The sequence below is a fragment of the Commensalibacter communis genome (genome assembly GCF_947179105.1).
Classification (GTDB): domain Bacteria; phylum Pseudomonadota; class Alphaproteobacteria; order Acetobacterales; family Acetobacteraceae; genus Commensalibacter; species Commensalibacter communis.
On the sequence record NZ_CAMXCK010000005.1, the window covers coordinates 105880 to 123616 of the forward strand.

At 35.8% G+C, this 17737-nt stretch carries 19 protein-coding genes; 17 read left to right on the forward strand and 2 right to left on the reverse strand.

Translation table 11 applies throughout. The features are described 5' to 3' along the window. Positions 1–57 precede the first annotated feature (57 nt). The 6 genes from PQG52_RS09195 to PQG52_RS09220 all read left to right on the forward strand — a co-directional run bounded on the left by PQG52_RS09195 (position 58) and on the right by PQG52_RS09220 (position 8063). Complete coding sequence (locus tag PQG52_RS09195; RefSeq protein WP_271829150.1) at positions 58–417, forward strand: hypothetical protein; 360 nt, start codon at positions 58–60, stop codon at positions 415–417. Between the two features lie 179 nt (positions 418–596). Further along, positions 597–2612 (forward strand): hypothetical protein, encoded by a 2016-nt coding sequence (locus PQG52_RS09200; protein WP_271829152.1) that lies wholly within the window; start codon positions 597–599, stop codon positions 2610–2612. 176 nt (positions 2613–2788) lie between these two features. Continuing rightward, on the forward strand, positions 2789–4369 hold the full coding sequence (locus tag PQG52_RS09205) for a DUF3383 family protein (RefSeq protein ID WP_271829154.1): 1581 nt from the start codon (positions 2789–2791) through the stop codon (positions 4367–4369). A 1-nt stretch (position 4370) separates the two neighbouring features. Then, positions 4371–4889 (forward strand): phage tail fiber protein, encoded by a 519-nt coding sequence (locus PQG52_RS09210; RefSeq protein WP_271829156.1) that lies wholly within the window; start codon positions 4371–4373, stop codon positions 4887–4889. Between the two features lie 105 nt (positions 4890–4994). Continuing rightward, a complete protein-coding gene (locus tag PQG52_RS09215; protein ID WP_271829157.1) occupies positions 4995–5585 on the forward strand; it encodes a hypothetical protein in 591 nt (196 codons plus the stop codon). Positions 5586–5732: 147 nt separating this feature from the next. After that, complete coding sequence (locus PQG52_RS09220; RefSeq protein ID WP_271829158.1) at positions 5733–8063, forward strand: hypothetical protein; 2331 nt, start codon at positions 5733–5735, stop codon at positions 8061–8063. Here the strand turns inward: PQG52_RS09220 and PQG52_RS09225 are convergent. Then, positions 8060–8524, reverse strand: a complete 465-nt coding sequence (locus PQG52_RS09225; protein WP_271829159.1) for a hypothetical protein — start codon at positions 8522–8524, stop codon at positions 8060–8062. The genes PQG52_RS09220 and PQG52_RS09225 overlap by 4 nt on opposite strands. Positions 8525–8698: 174 nt before the next feature. Between PQG52_RS09225 and PQG52_RS09230 the strand changes: the two genes are divergently transcribed. Further along, complete coding sequence (locus tag PQG52_RS09230; protein ID WP_271829160.1) at positions 8699–9007, forward strand: hypothetical protein; 309 nt, start codon at positions 8699–8701, stop codon at positions 9005–9007. Here the strand turns inward: PQG52_RS09230 and PQG52_RS09235 are convergent. Next, entirely contained in the window at positions 9004–9462 is a 459-nt protein-coding gene (locus PQG52_RS09235) for a hypothetical protein (protein ID WP_271829161.1), read from the reverse strand. The two genes, PQG52_RS09230 and PQG52_RS09235, sit on opposite strands and share 4 nt — an antisense overlap. Before the next feature lie 376 nt (positions 9463–9838). On the opposite strand from PQG52_RS09235, the gene PQG52_RS09240 reads away from it, so the two are divergent. The 10 genes from PQG52_RS09240 to PQG52_RS09285 all read left to right on the forward strand — a co-directional run bounded on the left by PQG52_RS09240 (position 9839) and on the right by PQG52_RS09285 (position 17562). Continuing rightward, positions 9839–10489, forward strand: a complete 651-nt coding sequence (locus PQG52_RS09240; RefSeq protein WP_271829162.1) for a phage baseplate protein — start codon at positions 9839–9841, stop codon at positions 10487–10489. Between the two features lie 18 nt (positions 10490–10507). Beyond that, complete coding sequence (locus tag PQG52_RS09245) at positions 10508–10825, forward strand: phage baseplate plug family protein (protein ID WP_271829163.1); 318 nt, start codon at positions 10508–10510, stop codon at positions 10823–10825. Beyond that, positions 10825–11871: a baseplate hub protein gene (locus tag PQG52_RS09250; protein WP_271829165.1), complete on the forward strand. Its 1047-nt coding sequence runs from the start codon at positions 10825–10827 to the stop codon at positions 11869–11871. Before PQG52_RS09245 ends, PQG52_RS09250 begins: the two co-directional genes overlap by 1 nt. Further along, complete coding sequence (locus tag PQG52_RS09255; RefSeq protein WP_271829166.1) at positions 11868–12428, forward strand: Gp138 family membrane-puncturing spike protein; 561 nt, start codon at positions 11868–11870, stop codon at positions 12426–12428. Before PQG52_RS09250 ends, PQG52_RS09255 begins: the two co-directional genes overlap by 4 nt. 88 nt (positions 12429–12516) lie before the next feature. After that, the gene (locus PQG52_RS09260) at positions 12517–12699 is read left to right on the forward strand and encodes a YqaE/Pmp3 family membrane protein (protein WP_271829167.1); all 183 of its coding nucleotides are present in this window, start codon (positions 12517–12519) and stop codon (positions 12697–12699) included. A gap of 64 nt (positions 12700–12763) precedes the next feature. Continuing rightward, complete coding sequence (locus PQG52_RS09265; protein WP_271829168.1) at positions 12764–13108, forward strand: hypothetical protein; 345 nt, start codon at positions 12764–12766, stop codon at positions 13106–13108. Further along, the gene (locus PQG52_RS09270) at positions 13095–14537 is read left to right on the forward strand and encodes a baseplate J/gp47 family protein (protein ID WP_271829169.1); all 1443 of its coding nucleotides are present in this window, start codon (positions 13095–13097) and stop codon (positions 14535–14537) included. Before PQG52_RS09265 ends, PQG52_RS09270 begins: the two co-directional genes overlap by 14 nt. Continuing rightward, on the forward strand, positions 14530–15363 hold the full coding sequence (locus PQG52_RS09275; RefSeq protein ID WP_271829171.1) for a DUF2612 domain-containing protein: 834 nt from the start codon (positions 14530–14532) through the stop codon (positions 15361–15363). Before PQG52_RS09270 ends, PQG52_RS09275 begins: the two co-directional genes overlap by 8 nt. A 10-nt stretch (positions 15364–15373) precedes the next feature. Continuing rightward, a complete protein-coding gene (locus PQG52_RS09280) occupies positions 15374–17047 on the forward strand; it encodes a hypothetical protein (RefSeq protein WP_271829172.1) in 1674 nt (557 codons plus the stop codon). Positions 17048–17067: 20 nt separating this feature from the next. Continuing rightward, positions 17068–17562, forward strand: coding sequence for a phage fiber-tail adaptor protein (locus PQG52_RS09285; protein ID WP_271829174.1), 495 nt, complete (start codon positions 17068–17070; stop codon positions 17560–17562). The last annotated feature ends 175 nt before the right edge of the window (positions 17563–17737 follow it).

Sequence of the window (17737 nt, forward strand, 5' to 3'; positions counted from 1 at the left end):
ACTTAGAATCCTATTACAATCATTCTAACGAAGTTGATATAAAGTAAAGGATCTCTTATGGATTCAGTTGTAATTTTCAAAGCCGGAATCATCGGTGGTTTGGGCTTTATTATCGCTATTGGTGCCGTCATCGCATTATTGACTTTTCCATTTAAATCGTCACAGTTGAAAGCCTTCAAAGTCAGTAAAATACCATCATTGATAACATTGGTTATTATATGTGTTATCGGTTGGGGCAGTGCCTATTGGTATCTATTTATGAATCCAAATGTGAATAATCCAGCCGACCAAACGAGATTAACCCTTTTTGCTTCTTTGTTTACATTGACGCCTTCTTTAGCGATCGTCAGTGCTGCTTTTGTGTATTATATTAAGGTTCAAAAAGCGTTGAATGTGACTGTCGATAATAAAGATTAGTTTTTAAAGAACTCTTGAAATATAGAAAAACAGCTCTTAAACGAGTTCAACTAATAATTTTATAAGATCAAAAATAGGACAAGTAATATATCGTAGATATATTACTTTTTTTATTGCATCCCCTTTAAAATATTAAAGATATTTAAACAAATAAAAATATATTCATAGGTTAAAAATAAATGGATTTGAAAGGAATGTTGAAAATCAATACAAGCTTAACGATGGCTTGTTTTGGTTTTTTATTATCTATAGCATATGGGCATGCAAAGGATAATATTACTAAATACCAAATAAATACTGGTGATGGCGTTGTTCAATTAAATAGCAGAGCAACTATAGATAATCCTAGTGATATTGTTGCATCACAAGTAAAAGTTGTAAACCAATATCAATCGAGTGATGGGTTTATTATTAATCGACCATTGGTTAAATTGGTTCCTGATGCAACATCAGGATTTACATTAGGAAAAGAAATGGTACAGTTTGAACAGATTGTACCGATGGCTCTTTCTGTTTATGGAAGACCATATGGCAACTACAATGCTGGTTGTACTTTATGTGTTTTTTCTTCCACTGGAGGGATGAATGGTGGAAGTGGACAAGCAGCAATCTCTGGGATAGATTATCGTGGGGGTGCAAACGCTGTGACGTATGGTGATATGGCGACCGTTGGTTTTTATCATTTTGATGAAAATTCATCAGCCAGGGTCGCTGCGCAAGCAGCCTCCTTTGGTCCAGGTGTAGTGAACTTATCTTCTCCTATGACAAATAAGGAAATGTCACAATTGCATGTTGGGATGTATCTTGCAACAAATGTGATTGATCCTACTATAGCGAGTAACAATCAATTTATAGATCCTGAAAGATATTGGGGGTTTATTAAATCTTGGGATGCAAATCATATTTATGTTTATGATTGGGCAGTTCTAGATGGAGGTAATGCTTCAGGTGGTCAAGTTCCTAATATTCGTTATTTAGATAGTCAACTTTCTGAGTATAAAGTGCCAATGATTTTTGCAGGTGTATCTGATAAAGTCTTTGCTGAAAATGAATATATGGATGCAAGTGGTAAAAGAGTGTTGGGCGATCAAGCAACAGCAGTAGCTAATAAATTTGAAAGAGAAGAATTTGATTTTCGAGCACATGATTGGACAAAACCAAAAAGTTTAGTATTCCATGGTTGGACTACTTCATTTGAATGTCGTCCTAATTGTCATCCAAAAGCTGTAACAGAGGATAGTTATGCCTATCTTGTTAATGGTCCAGATGGATTGCCAAGAGCATATGTCGCGCAAACTGTTGGTGAGGCATTAGAATTTTCTGGTTACAGTACGTTTATAGGTGGTAATGGCGCACCATTATCAGTTGATGTGAATGGTAATATTAGTTCAGCGGTTGTTGGATCTAATCATATTATGAGTTCGTTTGCGAGTGCATTACCTAGCAATAATATAATTCATATGAGTAGTGTTGTTACTAGAGATATGGTTGCTACAAATGATTGGCGTGATTATGGTGTACGCTTAGTGATGGACGTTGATAGTCAAAGAGATCGAAAAAAAGGTTTGTATGGTGGAACGCGTATGGGATCTATTGCCTTCAACTATAAGGCTGCCCATTATGGTGGGATTTGTTTGTTAGGGTATGATTCTAATCAAGGATTATGCCAAGAGGGAGATGGGTCTGTAAGTTTTGCCAAAAAAGTGACTGTGCAATCTGAAGCTATTTTTCAAAACGGCTTGTCAATATCACCTAATTATAAATTATTTTTTCAAAACAATAAGCATGTTTATGCGGCTTATCTTTTTACTGATCCAAATGGAGATATGAATCTTGGCACTCAGATTAGTGGTGGAGCAAGCATTCGTGGTGTAAATGGATATTATGGTAAATCAGCTATCTTAACAGAGAAACTATCTGTTCCGAATATTTCAAGTGATAGTGTTACTGTTAATAAAACATTTATAGTACAGGGTAATTCTATGTTTAATGGAATTAATATGTTTCAGTATATAGCTACAAAAACGTTAGAAGCGAATGATCATATTACTTCCACTAAGTTTATTGGGACATTGTTAACGCCGACTTCTTCTTCTGCACCGTGTACTATGGGTGAATTTAAAGATGATACAAATTATCATTATGTTTGTGTAGCAACTAATAAATGGAAGCGCGTTGCATTATCTGATTTTTAATCATCTTTTAATATAGTTGATTATTGTAGCAAAGGTGCCTTTAAAGTGGCGCCTTTTTTATTAAATAACCATTAAAAGATTTCGGGTTTGATACTCGATATAAAACAAGGGACATATTTTATATGTCCTTTTTTATTTAAATAACAATCCAAAATAAAGTAAGGATTAAGAATTTTATGTCTATACCTTTAAATAATATTGTAAAAATTAATCCTGGCGTCTTAGACGTTGGGAATAATGGAAATAACCTGTTTGGGTTAATGTTGACAAAATCAGTAGGGTTGCCAGCTGGTCAAACAACTACTTTTACAAGTGCAGACCAGATTGGAAGTAAGTTTGGTTATGATTCCAATGAATATAATCTGGCGACAGTATATTTTGCTGGTTTTACGAATTCAGATCGTGTTGCAGCACAATTATACATGGCTCCTTATTATTTAACCAATCCCTCTATTAGCTTAATTGGTGGAACATTAACCAGTCTATCAGATGTACGTGATTTTTCAGGAGATTTATCTATTACGATTGATAAAAAAACATTTGATTTGGCTCAGGTTGATTTAAGTCGCTCTAAAAGTTTAAGTGATGCAGCAAAAAAAATAAGCGCAGCTATTCCCATTGATGATGCTACAAAGAAGCAGCCTGCTACTATTTCTTATGCAAATGACGCAATGATTATTACCATTGAAAATGGTGGATCAGACATTACTGCTTCTGGTATTTTAGCTACAAAGTTGTTTTTAACAGGTGAAACAGGTGCAAGAAAATCTGTAATACAACCCAATACAAATGTATCTGATTTATTAAATACATTGCGTCAAACTAATTTATCTTTTTGCTCAGTATTTTTGGCTTGGGATCTTTCAGACCAAAAGGATCTGGATAAGTTATCAGTTACTGATCTGAACAAGTTAATCGAGGCAGATCGTGCAGAAAAATTGGAATTTGCAAAATGGGCAAATTCAATGAAAGATGACGTTTGTGTTTTATTGAATGATGCAAATCTTGATGGAAAAGCAACCAACGCCTCTACCATTATGGGTTCTGCAAATGTAAAAGAAGAAGAATTATCTTTTGCAGAGGTTGTAACACAAAGAGATTACGAAGGGGTTGCTTGCACTTACCGTAACCCGACACTTTGTGCATTTATTGCAGGATATCCTGCCGCTTGGGATTTAACCAAGACAGACGGACGATTTACCGCAGCATTCCGTAGAAATTCCTTATTAAAAGCAAATGTTCAAAATGAAAATGATGCTTTGGTATTAAAAGCTAAAGGATATAATTTCTATGGTTCTTGGGCTTCTGCAACTAGCAACTTTACCTTTATGTATGAAGGGCGTATTTCAGGACAATATGTATGGCTAGACAGCTGGTTTTGCCAAGTTTGGATGCGCCGTCAATTGCAATATTATTTTGTGATGACTTTGTTAGCCAGAGGGCAAATTCCTTATAATACCGATGGTAAGGGGATCTTAACCACTGCGATTAAACCAGCAATTGATCAATTTGCAAATTTTGGTGCTATTCGTTCTGGGATCAGCTTGGCAGATGAGCAAATCCAACAATTGAAACAAGCAGGCTTAAATCAGTCTCAAATTAACAACATCACAACCGTTGGGTATTTCCTTAAGGTCGATATGGCAAGAGTAAGTCCACAAACACGAGTGGCTCGTGGATCGCCTCCTATTGATTTCTGGTACACAGATGGTCAATCCGTTCAACAAATCAACATGAATAGTATCGAGATTCAGTAACATGGCAGCAAATAGAACAATTACCGCAATTAATACGAAATTAACGTTGATTGCGTCAAACCCTTGGATGAATAATACCGCAGCAGATGCTGTGGGTCTTGGATCAACAGCAACAGGATTTGTTTCCCCGTTGGTTGGTGTTCCACTTAGTTTAGAGGGTATGACCTCTGACAATCCATTCAGCTTTTCCCATCAAACAATGGTTGAAACGGCTACATCAATGGAAGGCAATTTATACGGTGGATATTTAGCAACGGCGAATACAGTTGAATTAACCATTACCTTTATTGCGGCCTCTGATTCATTGGCAACGTTGCAAGCATTGGCAAAAGTTATGCAAGTTCAACGTGAAACCATGAAGTTTAATGGTACTATGATTGTTCCTTCACAGGGAAAAACATTTGCGTTGAATAATGGGTATTGGTTGGAATGGCAATCAATTCCAACACATGCAAAAATCTTACAACCAATTGCGTGTAAATTCCGTTTTGAATCTGTGGATGAAACATTGGAAGTTTAATAGACTGCAAGTCTTTTATAACGACCACCATAATTGATAATGTTAAAGTTTAAATAAGCATATAAAGGCATCTGTAAGGGTGCCTTTTTTATTGGAGAAATATAGATGGCACGTCGCTCAATTGATCTGAAGATTGAAGAAAAAGGCAGAGACCAAGGCAAGCTTTTTAAAATCACTGAAATGTCCGCTTTTGATACCGAAGCATGGGCCGAACGCACGATTAATGCGATTTTACGTAATGCGACATCAGAGGATTTATCATTATTGCTGCCAATCATATACACATATGTGCAAGAAGCCAGCGAAATGAAAACATTTGAAGAAGTGGCAATAGAGAACGAAGAAGGGCGCGCACTATTAAATCAAGCAACGGAAACATTAGCGATTTACTTAGCATCGATGTTTTTTCAGCTTCCTTATGATGAATTAAAAGTGGTCAGCGAACCTCTTTTGCAATGTTGTTCAATCTATTTAAATCCTGGTCAAACAGAAATGTCTGACTCGGTATTAAATAACCCCAATCATTACATCGAAGAAGCTTCTACGATTTTTGCATTAAAACGGGAGGCATTTAAATTACATACTGATTTTTTTACCAACGGCGCACAGCGGTACTTAGACCTATTTATCAGCAAAATGGACCGCTTCAAGACAGATCAGGAATCAGATACTACACCAACGTCCCCCAATCCATAGGACAAGTGATAAGCGCAGGTTTTGCGACCTTGAATGAATTAAAAACCATATACGGGGTGCAGGATCTGTACAACTTTTTAGAAATTATTTTAATTAACAATTACAATGAGATCATTATCAGTGAAGAAGTAGCACGGAATATAAAGAATGGCAGACCTTTCGAATAACAACCAAAATTTTAATGTTGTTTTGCAACAAATAAATAAGAAGATTGAAGAGACAGAAAGGTCTGTGGTGGCTGCTGTCAATAAAATTAATGCAACCAAGATAATAAGTGATAACCTATCTATTGCTACAAAGAAGACTGACCAAGATGCTCCTGTAAATTCAGGATCTGATTCAGATACCTTGCGAACAATCAGCACGACATTAGCAAATATATTAACGGCTGCAAATCAGACTGCAACAAATACAAGTAAAATTGGTTCGCAATCTCCAGAAGAAAAAAAACCTAAAATAAATGATTTATTTTCATCTAAAGAGAGCGAGATTCAAAAGCATATTGATAAATTAAGTGGATCCTTTGACAGCTTTAGGGATGCGATTGCCGTATTGGCAGATCGTATGTTAACGGTTGCGGACATGGGTAAAATTGCGGATGAGTCGTTTAGCATACAAAATGTTGCGGACATGACGAACTCTGATTACAAAGATGTTCAGCAAGCAATTAATGTCGGAAATCGTTATGGTGCTAATAAACCAGAAAGTTTGGCATTTTATAAAAGAATGTCGGATATTAATCAGGGAATTGCACTGAATGATCCATCAAGAATAAGGCATCATAAAGAGCTTGAACAACTTGATAAGGTAAGTAATGGTCAGGTTCTGAAAGAAGGCTTAACACCAGAGCAACGTATGGAAGCAATTCGTGGTGCTTTCCAGACAATGATACGTGATGCTAAAAAGGACGAAAAAGGCAACATTGATCCCAAAGATAATGAGAAAATTCAAGCCCTAGCCAGAATTATAGGTGAAGATGTCCCTGGCATTATTAAAATGCTGACCGATGCAGAACATGGCCATAAGGATAAAAAGAGTGGTAAGTATATATATGGATATCAAGATTACAAAAAAGAAGAGCAAGTAAATTCAGATACTGAGAAGAAGTATAAAGATGCACTTTCAGACCAGTCTGATAATAATTCAAAAACTGATAATGAGAACAGAGGTAATAATTATAGAGCCACAGCTGAAGGAAAGCTATATTCAGATTTTAATAATGCGGTAAAGAGCTTTTTTCTCAATCATTTGGGTGGGGTTGTTTCAAAATTTAAAGTACTTGTCGCGGTCACCAATGATCTAATTGACAAATTTGATTTGCTTGCTCAAACAATATTGGGGATCGTTGGTCTGATTGGCGTTGCTAAATACGGCAAGTTACTCTTAAAGGGAGCAAGAGGACTTCTCAAAGGCAAGGGTGGTTCTGGCAAAGGTGGTGATGGCAAACCAAGTTCTGGCGATAAATCGTCTGGCAAAGGTGGTGATGGCAAACCAAGTTCTGGTGATAAATCCTCTGGCAAGGGTGGCGATGATAAACCAAGTTCTGGTGATAAATCCTCTGGCAAGGGTGGCGATGATAAACCGAGTTCTGGTGATAAATCCTCTGGCAAGGGTGGTGATGATAAACCAAGTTCTGGCGATAAATCCTCTGGCAAGGGTGGAGATGATAAACCGAGTTCTGGCGATAAATCTTCTGGCAAAGGTGGTGATAAAAAACCTGCCTCTGGTGATAATACCCCGAATAAAGGAAGAAACAATTTACAAAACCTAAAGCAGGCTGAAGATAATATTCAGCAAAAAGCTTCAGAGATCGCAAAAAAAGATGCCGGTAATGTGGTTGAAAAAACAGCATCCAAAGGGAGTTGGCTTGGCAGAAAGTGGCGGTTTACAAAGATAATGGCAAAAAGCCTCGCCAAAATTACATTAAAACGGTTGCCACAAAAATTGCTTGCTTCTGCTGCGTCCGCAGAAACTGGCCCTGGTATGTTGCTTGTTGATGGTGCTTTATTTGCAAAGGATGTTCATGATGCGTATCAAGAGGCTTCACAGGAAACGAGTACAGAGGATAAAAAAACCGCGCAACAGCAAGAAAATGAGAAAAAGAAACAAAAAGCCAAAGAAGAATTTCAGAAAAAAGTGGAGCAGTCGAGGAAATATTTGCAAAATAAACAGATAAATGATTTGCCTGTCAAAGAATCAATACCAACATCTTCTTTAAATAGTCCTAAAAATATTGGGAATATAATGGCTAATCCACATGAAATGGCAATGGCAAAACAAACACAATTGGCATCAACAACATTGAATACCAATAATAACCAAAAATTTAGTACAGTGATTAATGTAAATTCAATGGCGACCGATCCAAAAATTATGGCACAAGAAATCAGGCAAGCCCTGAATAACAGAATGCTTGCCAAAGCCTATGGGGTTACCACACCTGAATCACAACAACATACAAACCCAAGATTGGCTTAATTCGCAGGGCATTCTTTCAAGTCAGCACGTATTTTTTTAAAGTTAATGATAGCTGGGTCTCCAATATAGTCAGAGGCTTTTACATTTTTATAACGAGGAAGATTGATATAATGAACACCACGATCATGCGTCATTTGACGTCCAACAAAGGAAATATTTTGTGTTGGGTCTTCTAGTCCGCGTTCGTGGCTATATTCTTGTAAATATCTGGTTGTGTAATAAAGCGTATAATGCCCGATAACACATTTATCGATATCAGGACTGTTTTCTGATGTTTCTTTGAAACATTTTTTTACATTATCAACCAATCCTTGGAAACCAGTTTTACACCAAGGATCTGCGAAATCTCTAATGGCTGCTTGGATGGTTGCTTCTGGCATTTTTTCAGGAGCCAAAGGCACTTCTGCCTGTGCAACCATTGGCATGGCAAGGGCGGTTAAGACGAACAATGTTTTTTTCATCAAAGAGTTCCTTTTTTGAAAGAGGGTTAACTTGGTTAGGAATATCATATAAACGCAGAAGATGAAATAATTTTGGTTATCATATTGTTTTGTAAAAAAAGACTGTGAAACTGATCGCTGTGAAGTTAATTTTGAAAAAGGAAAGTTGAACAAATTAAACAGTCTAAAAAAGAATTGGCAGAGCAAAAGAAGAACGAAAGTCAAATAAAACCGATTGCTGTTCCTGTTGGGAATGATTTTAAAGGGAAGCCTTATGCGATGGCTAATCCACATGAGGTGGCGATGGCGAAACAGATGCAGTCCATCATAATGACGAATAATAATCAAAAGTTTGATACGGTGATTAATGTGACATCAATGGCGACTGATCCAAAAGTTATGGCACAGGAAATCAGGCAAGCATTGAATAACAGAATGCTTGTCCAAGCCTATGGGGTAACTTTCCCTGAATCACAACAATATGCAAATCCAAGATTAGCTTAATCCTTAGAGCATTTCTTTCTATTTTCTATAAGTTTTTCGTAAGTGCTATCAACTGCTGGTATAAAATAATTACTTACATCTATATTTTTATAGCGCGCTATATTAGTGTAATGAACCCCACGATCGTGCGTGGCTTGGGGTCCAACAAAAGGAATATTCTTTGTTGGATCCTCTTGTTCATTTTTTTGACTGTAATTTTTCAAATCTTTCGTTGTGAAAGAAAGCATATAATGTCCGATAACGCATTTATCGATATTTGGACTGTTTTCAGATGTTTCCTTGAAACATTTTTGGACGTTTTCGACCATGCCTTTGAACCCTGTTTGACACCAAGGATCGACAAAATCATGAATGGCTGCTTTGACTGTTGCTTCTGGCACTGTGCTTGGAAGTGTTTCAGCCTGTGCAACCATTGGCAGAGCAAGGGCGGTTAAGACGAACAATGTTTTTTTCATCAAAAGAGTTCCTTTTTTCAAAATAGGGTTAACTTGGTTAGGAATATCATAAAACGCAAGAAGATGAAATAATTTTGGTTATCATATTGTTTTGTAAAAAAGACTGTGAAACTGATCGCTGTGAAGTTAATTTTGAAAAAGGAAAGTTGAACAAATTAAACAGTCTAAAAAAGAGTTAGAAAAAAATGATAATGAAAGATAATAAGTATTATGGCTTTAAATGACCTTTAAAATGACCTTCAGATTTTGGTAATCGCATTTATTCGTAAATTTATTTTGTATGAAATAAAACAGTTAAAAAATTTGTAGTAATTTATTTTTTTTAACATATTGAACAAACAGGCACCTTTTGGGTGCTTTTTTTATGGAGGGCCAAATGGCAAAAATAGGGGTGGGGGATGTGATGGCATCTTATGCGCAAAGTGCAGGGTGGAAGGCACTGAACCAGTTGATTAATTCAAATTCTCGGTTTGGTATTTTCGATGCCAAAGGGAATGCTTTTTATGAAATGATGGTCAAAGAAGATGATAAAAACAGTTTTATAAAGTCTTTTAAATTTCTAACGTCCGATCTTTTAACAGAAAGCGGTGTGACCGCACTGAATTACAATAAAAATTTCAATATGACTACAGCGCCAGTAGAGCAAGGAAAAACCATTCCTTATAATTTGGTCGAGCAACCTCGCCAAGGTCAGGTGACTTACGTTTCCACTGGAACTGAAAAACAACGTAAATTGTTTGAAACTGCATTGGAAAAAGCGCAAAAAGAAATCGTATTATTTGAATTGCATACCGCAGAGCGCGTCATGCAAAATATCAAAATTACTGGCTATTCTGTTAATCGCAGTTCAAGTCAAGGAACACAATTAGTGCAATATCAAATTACTTTCCAAGAGATATTAGTCAGTACCAATATGGCAGGTTTAGAAAATACAGTGCCATTCTTTGCAGATAGTAGAAATCAAGGGCAATTGGAGACGACTTCCCCTTTGGGCAGTCAGCAACAAGCCGCAAGAAAAACCCAGTAATGTAAAAGAAGAATACTCATGAAAATAATATCTTTGAATGCAATAGAAGCCCAGGAATTTTCATCTAGTTTTGGTGGAGTTATGTACAGTTTTCGTCTGATGGATAAGGGAAATGCAGGCGTTTTTATGGATGTGTATGATGGGGTTGATCCTGTACTGACAGGGATATTATGCTTGGATCGTGTCCGTTTGATAAGGTCTGCTTATTTGAATTTTCCTGGTGATATAATGTTTGTCGATCAAGAAGGATTTACCCATCCAGTTTATACAGGTTTTGGCACACGCTATCTTTTATATGCTTTGGATGAAGATGACGATGACGGGGTAGGGATGTAATGGTTGATATAACAAATAATCAATCCTCAAAATCTTATTCTGTTTTTACTAAACGATATTTAAAATTCGAATTTATTGGTGGTTACGATAAAAATGGTAAGAAAACTTTCTTTGCGACTAAGGAAAAAAAAGCAATCGTTGAGAATTTGAGAGCCAATGTATCTATTAATTATAGTGGTGGAACCAGTTTACCCGAGTGTGATTGTACGATTTATAATATTCATACAGAATTAGCGAATGCTTTGACAACTTTGGGGCAATATCAAAAAGAAACGGAAAGCCTTGGGAATGTCATTGTTATTTATGCAAGTACCTTTGATAGTGATCCTGAACATCCTGTTTATACCAGAATTTTTGAAGGTGGCATCAGTGTTGCTTATACTGATTATGGTTCTGCTCCAGATGTTGCATTTCATGTGCGAGCAATGGCATTGGGTGGATTGAATTTAGTTCCTGCAAAGTCCTTGTCTTTTAGAGGTAAAGGTGATGCAGCGGGAATTATGAAGTCAATTATTGATAATTACAATCGCAAATCTTCGTTAACGCCAAATGATCCATTATATTTACAATTTAAAAATGCTGGTGTGAATGTAAAGCTTAATAATGCAAATTATAATGGTGACTTAATAGAGCAAATCCGTAAATGTGCCAATGATGCGAATGTTCGTTTTAGCGTTCAGAATGGTACGGTTTATATTTGGCCGATGAATATGTCTTTGAATGATGCTATGAATCAATCTGGTTCTGGTCAACAACAAATAAAAAAAGGCTCTCCGAGATTGTTTTCATATAAAACAGGAATGGTGGGTTATCCTGCTTATGCGAATGGGGGGATTACGGTTCGTTCTATTTTTACAGGGGCTATTACTTTTGGTGAGGAAATCTTGGTTGAATCACATTATAAGCCTGTGAATGGTTTATGGAAATATATGATTTCTATGCAACATGAGCTTTCCTGTTTTACCCCAAATGGTCCTTGGTTAACAACAATTGGATTAGCAAAAAACTTTGAAAAAGAAGATAATGAAGGCAAAAAAAAGAAATGATGAATCCAAATAAAGGGAATAGCAGCCTAAATACATTGGTTGGTATTATTGATAATGCCTTAAGTAGTGTCTCCACAGCAATGCCTGTTACTGTTCTTCAAGTTTATGAAAATCATACCCTAGACGCAATGCCAATGGTTGACATGTTGGATAATCAAGGCAAAGCCGTCGAGCATTCTCCGATCATTGGTATTCCTTATGCACGATTACAAGGTGGAGATTATGGTTTGATTGTTGAACCAAAAGCAGGTGATAGAGGGTTGGTTGTATTTGCGTCACGCGATATTTCTGATGTTGTGCAAAGTAAGGGAAAAGCAAAGCCAGCCAGTTTACGAAAGCATTCTATGTCTGATGGGATGTATATTGCATCTTTATTATATGAAGAGCCAAAAACTTTTATCAAAATAACTGGTGATACTGTGGAAATCCAGGCAGATAACATCAAAGTAAAAGGCAATGTTACTATTGATAAAGATGCAACAATTAGTGGTATTTCTTTTTTAGGCCATACTCATCTATATGATGGCGGAAAAAAGACAACGCCTCCTCAAAAATAATGGGCGTTTATAGTAATATATTACTTGATTTTTATAATAACCAATACCATATAAGAATGAAATAATATCGTTTTTTAAGGAAAAGATAATGCGATTACTATTGGCTCTTTTATTGCCTTTTACTGTATTCTTCACAATTGGAAAACCGTTTCAAGGATTATTTTGTTTATTATTACAAATTACATTAATTGGTTGGATTCCGGCGGCAATTTGGGCTGTTTATGCCTTAAGTAATTGGCGGACTGATCAAAAATTAAAAAAATATCAATAAAACTTTAAAAATATTGAGAATTGCAAGCCACCCATTGAGGTGGCTTTTTTATTGGGTAAAAAAGATGGATTTATTATTAACAGAAGATTGGGATTTGATGGCTGATGTGAATGGTAATATTGCTGTTTGTGTAGAGCCTTATTCCATTGCACAACAGGTTGCAAACGAAATTAAACTGTTTGAGGGAGAAGGTTGGTATGATCAATCTCAAGGAACGCCTTATTTTGCTCAAATATTGGGTGTGAACAGTAATTTAGGATTAATTCGTAACCTTTTATTGGCTCGTGTCAATAGGGTCGACCAAGTAATGCACAGCGATATTGATATGTACGTCGATAATCAGCGCGTTTTACATGGAAATATTTTTATTACTAGCACAAGCGGGGAAACGATTAATGTCGTCTATTAACCAAACAAACGTGCCTAATTTAGAGTTAAAAAATGATGGTATTACTCTGCCAGAAGAAAGTGAAATTCTAAACGGTGTTATTCAAGATTTCCAAAATGCGTTTAATAATAAGTTAAAATTTTATAATGCAAATAATGAATTTTTGCTTTCCACACCACAAGGGCAATTGGTAACTTCTATCGCTGCGATTATATCAGATCGCAACCGGTTAATGGCTCATTATGTGAATCAAGTTGATCCAAACTATGCGATTGGGCGTATGCAAGATGCGATTGGGCGTATTTATTTTATTGAGCGCAGACAAGCAACTTATACGACTGTTCTTGCTAAATGTAGTGGAAAAGAAGGCACAATTATTCCTGCGGGCACTCAAGTCAAAGATATACAAGGAAATATTTATCAATCATTAGATGAAAATGCCGTTATGATTAACCAAGAGGTTTATGTATATGATGCAAATCATAATTATAAACTTGATGAAAATAACCAACCGATAAAATCACTTGAAAGCTGTGTTTACGTTAATTTTGAATGTACTGAAAAAGGTAAAATCTCATGCCCAGCATGGACATTAACAGAAAGATATCAAGTCATTGAAGGGTGGGAAAGCATCACCAATGAATATGATGGAATCATAGGCGGAGAAAACGAGAGTCAAGCTCAATTTGAACAAAGACGCAGACAATCAGTTGCCCATAATTCGTTAAATAGTGTGGATAGCATTATGGCGAATTTATTAATGATGGATGAAGTCGAAGATGCGTATGTAACAGAAAACTATGAGGCGAAAGAAAAAAAGATTACAGATAATCTTATTATGAAGCCTCATAGTATTTATGTTTGTGTTTATCAAAAAAAACAGCAAACAACACGTTCTAAGCCGATTTCATCAGATGTACAATCAGATATTGAAATGGAAATTGCAAAAACCATTTGGCGAAAAAAAACGCCAGGATGTGCTTTGAATGGTAATATTGGTGTTTATGTAACGGATGACACGCTCGATAATAATGGTGTCGCTTTGTATGCTTCAAAAGCAATGCCATCATATTTGATTAATTTTGATTTTGCAAAAGAAGTATCTATTTATATTTCAGTTAAATTGTCTAAACCAAAACCAATCGTAGGCGATCCAGCCCTGTTAGTTAAAAATAAGATTTATAATATTTTCACAGGAAAAGATGGATCAAAGAAACCAAGAATGGGTAGTCAAATTTTAGCATCTCAATTTTACTGTGCAGTACAATCATTGGGAGATTGGGCCAGAATTATTACTCTAAAGGTTGGTTTAGATAAAAATCCAACAGAGGATATGATCCAAGTCGCTATTAACGAAATGCCAATTTTAGATATGAGTAATATCGAAGTTACTTTTGATTCAAAGGTAAGTGAAGTTTTTCCAGAACAAAATGGAGCGTCTTATGGGTGAAGATAGTGATCAAAAAGAATGCTCTACCTGTAATGTAAATAATTATGTTATTCAAGATCAAGGCCCAGAATGTTTAGATTATAAAAAAACGATCATTGCTCAGTATTCTAATTCACCCACCTTACTTTCTTTGTTAGATGCGATTGATAAGAAAATTAAAGCCTGTCCTTTTTTTGATGATTTTTATCGTATCGTTTGGAATATCAAAACAGCCCAGGGATTTGGGTTGGATATATGGGGACGTATTGTTGGCGTTTCTCGAACAGTACGCACTTTTGTAGGGGTTTATTGGGGATTTAATGAGGAAAGCTTATTAATCGCCAGGCCTTATTATGACATTACTGGATACGACCAGAGTTTGTATAATCCTTTACTGCCATTAGATAAGCAATCAGAGCAATATCAAACTGCTTTTGGTATGTTTCGTGATTTTCAAGGTTTGAACAGTGATGGTATTGATTTAATTGAAGAATATACTTTTGACGATACTGATTTTCGTAAATTGGTTTTAGCCAAAGCATATGCAAATATCAGTGATTTCAGTGTTTCTAATCTTAATTATTTATTAATGGCGCTGTTATCTGAAAAAAAATGTCGCCAAAAATGTGAGCAGGAACGTAATCAATATTGTGTCGCAACAAGCTGTAAAGATTACATATATACGCGTTCTATTTATGTCAAAGATAATTTAGATATGTCTCTGACCATTTATTTAGATTGGTTACCCATCAAAAGAGAAGTCGCATTAATTTACAATACAGGATTATTGTCCAGACCATCAGGTGTGGAATTTTACGAAATAGATATTCAAGTAAAAAGAAGTTAAAGAGAGTAAGATGACAACATCAACAGACAAACCACAATTATTTACGACCACATGGGCAGAAGGAACACAAAGAAAATTTAACGTTCCAGAGCTGGCAGTCGAAGCAGAAAAGGCTCATGTAGCCAGAGCAAGTATGGAACAAGGGTTTCCAGAAATTACAATGCTATCTGCAATGAGAGGCGGGCAACCACCATGGGGGCAGGATCATAATGGAATTTTATATCGTATAACAAAGAGTTTGCAATGGATCCAAGCAGGTGGAACAGCAACTTATAATTACGAATTTTGTCAGAAAATAAATGGATATCCTTTTGGTGCAATTTTACAAAGTAATAATGAGGTGCAAACATTATGGTTTTCGATAGGCGACAACAACCAAAATGATCCCGATAATACTGAAAGTCCTCAAAACAATTGGATTAAAACAGATTTCAAAGATTTAGAAAGACGATTAAAAGCCGTCGAAGATCATATAGTGGTTATTGATGATAGACTGAATGATCACGATAATCATCTGGCTCAAGTTGATAATCGATTAAACAATGCTGAGGATAGGTTAAATGATCACGATACTCGTTTAAATAATGCTGAGGGAAGATTAAACGATCATGACACGCAATTGGGCCAAATTGAAGACAATATTTCAGATATATATAACAATAAACTGCCAGCCAAAGCGGATTTATCCAGAGTAGAGGCTGTTGAGAATAATATTTCAGATATATATAACAATAAATTGCCAGCCAAAGCGGATCTATCGTATGTGAATAGCACTTTTGCTCCTAAAGGGACATGCGGTATACCATTTCAAGCCAGTACAATGAAAGCGGCTGAGTATCGTTTTTGTAATGCGTCAGGTTACATTACCCAGAATAATAGAAGCATAGATTTTTATGGAGATCAATATATGTTTTTTGGTTTTCCATCTTCTGATAATGGTACCACAAAAGACGTTCGAAAAGATAGCGTGATTACCTTAAAATATGAAACTGATAATAGCAATATAACGAGCACTTTCTTTTCTGCGAATAATATCTATTTTAACGGGGGATGGATACATATACAAAATGTATTGTCAATTGAGGATACTCTTATACAAATGACATATACCCCAAAAGAAGTAACATGGCAAACAAGTTTGGAAGCACGTGAAGTGAATGGTATTAGAAATGAAGATATTATAGATTACGCAATACAATTACATGATAGTGCTCAAAATAAACATACAACAGTTTTGAGATTAAACCATGATGATTATAATGTTTATGCTCCTGCTGGGGCATTTGTAAATGGTCCAAATGCTGACTTAGCTGAATATTATCAAGCTGACCGTCCAGACTATGAACCAGGTACGTTAATGTGTCATGGTTTTGATGTTGAGGTAACTGTGTGTCGGTCTTCAAAACAAGCTGATGATTTTTTTGGTGTAGTTTCCACAAGACCAGGGTACGTAATGAATGGTGACGCAAAAGACCAATCAAACGCTGTATTAATTGCATTAAATGGTAAAATTCCTGTGAAAGTTAAAGGTGTTGTCAAATGTGGTGACAAGATTACTGTTGGTCAGGATGGATATGGTGTTGTCAGTAAAAGCAAAGAGGACGTGATTATTGGAAGAGCAAAAGAAGATAAGGTAACCAAAGATATTGGATTGGTTTCTTGTTATGTTCAAGCTTGTCTATAAGTAAAAGGTTATTGGTCATTATGGAACTTTTATCCAGCTTTAATTTAAATCCGCTTCGTATCTATACAGTCCCTAAACGAATTAAAAATAAAAAAGGAATTTCAACTTTTTCAGCAAAACATATTGCTTCTCATCTAGATTACTCGGTTGATTTCTCCAACCAATTTAGTGATGGAGAAGTAATCGTTAAAGGAAAGGTTTTATGTAATCGAACAGAATTAAAAGTTAACGCTTCTTTTTTTCGAGCACAATATTTAACTGCTTTGATTTCTGACGGAAAAGAGAACTATTCATTTTATCTAACCTTTATTGTGCACACAAACAAAGGTAACGAGCTTTTCCAAGATATCATATTGCCGACTTATGGTTGTCTAATAGGTGAAAGTCATAACCCTTGTAAAGTCATTGCCTTAGATACCTCAGATCAAGCTCCGAATTATAGACCGCCATTCAACGCATTAGTGATTGGTGGATATTATCTTATTAGTAAAAAAAAATCATATATTATGGTATAAATGATGTTAGAAAAAAAAAATAAAAAAGATTGCTGTATGGTCAGCAATCTTGAATTCTGTGAAGAAAATGGTAGAGATTTTCCCTCTTCAGACGCAGTTGAAGTTGTAAAAAAAACGAATCTGATTTTATCAGATGATCAAGTTCTTGTCTTAAGAAATGTCAACAGCGGTGGAA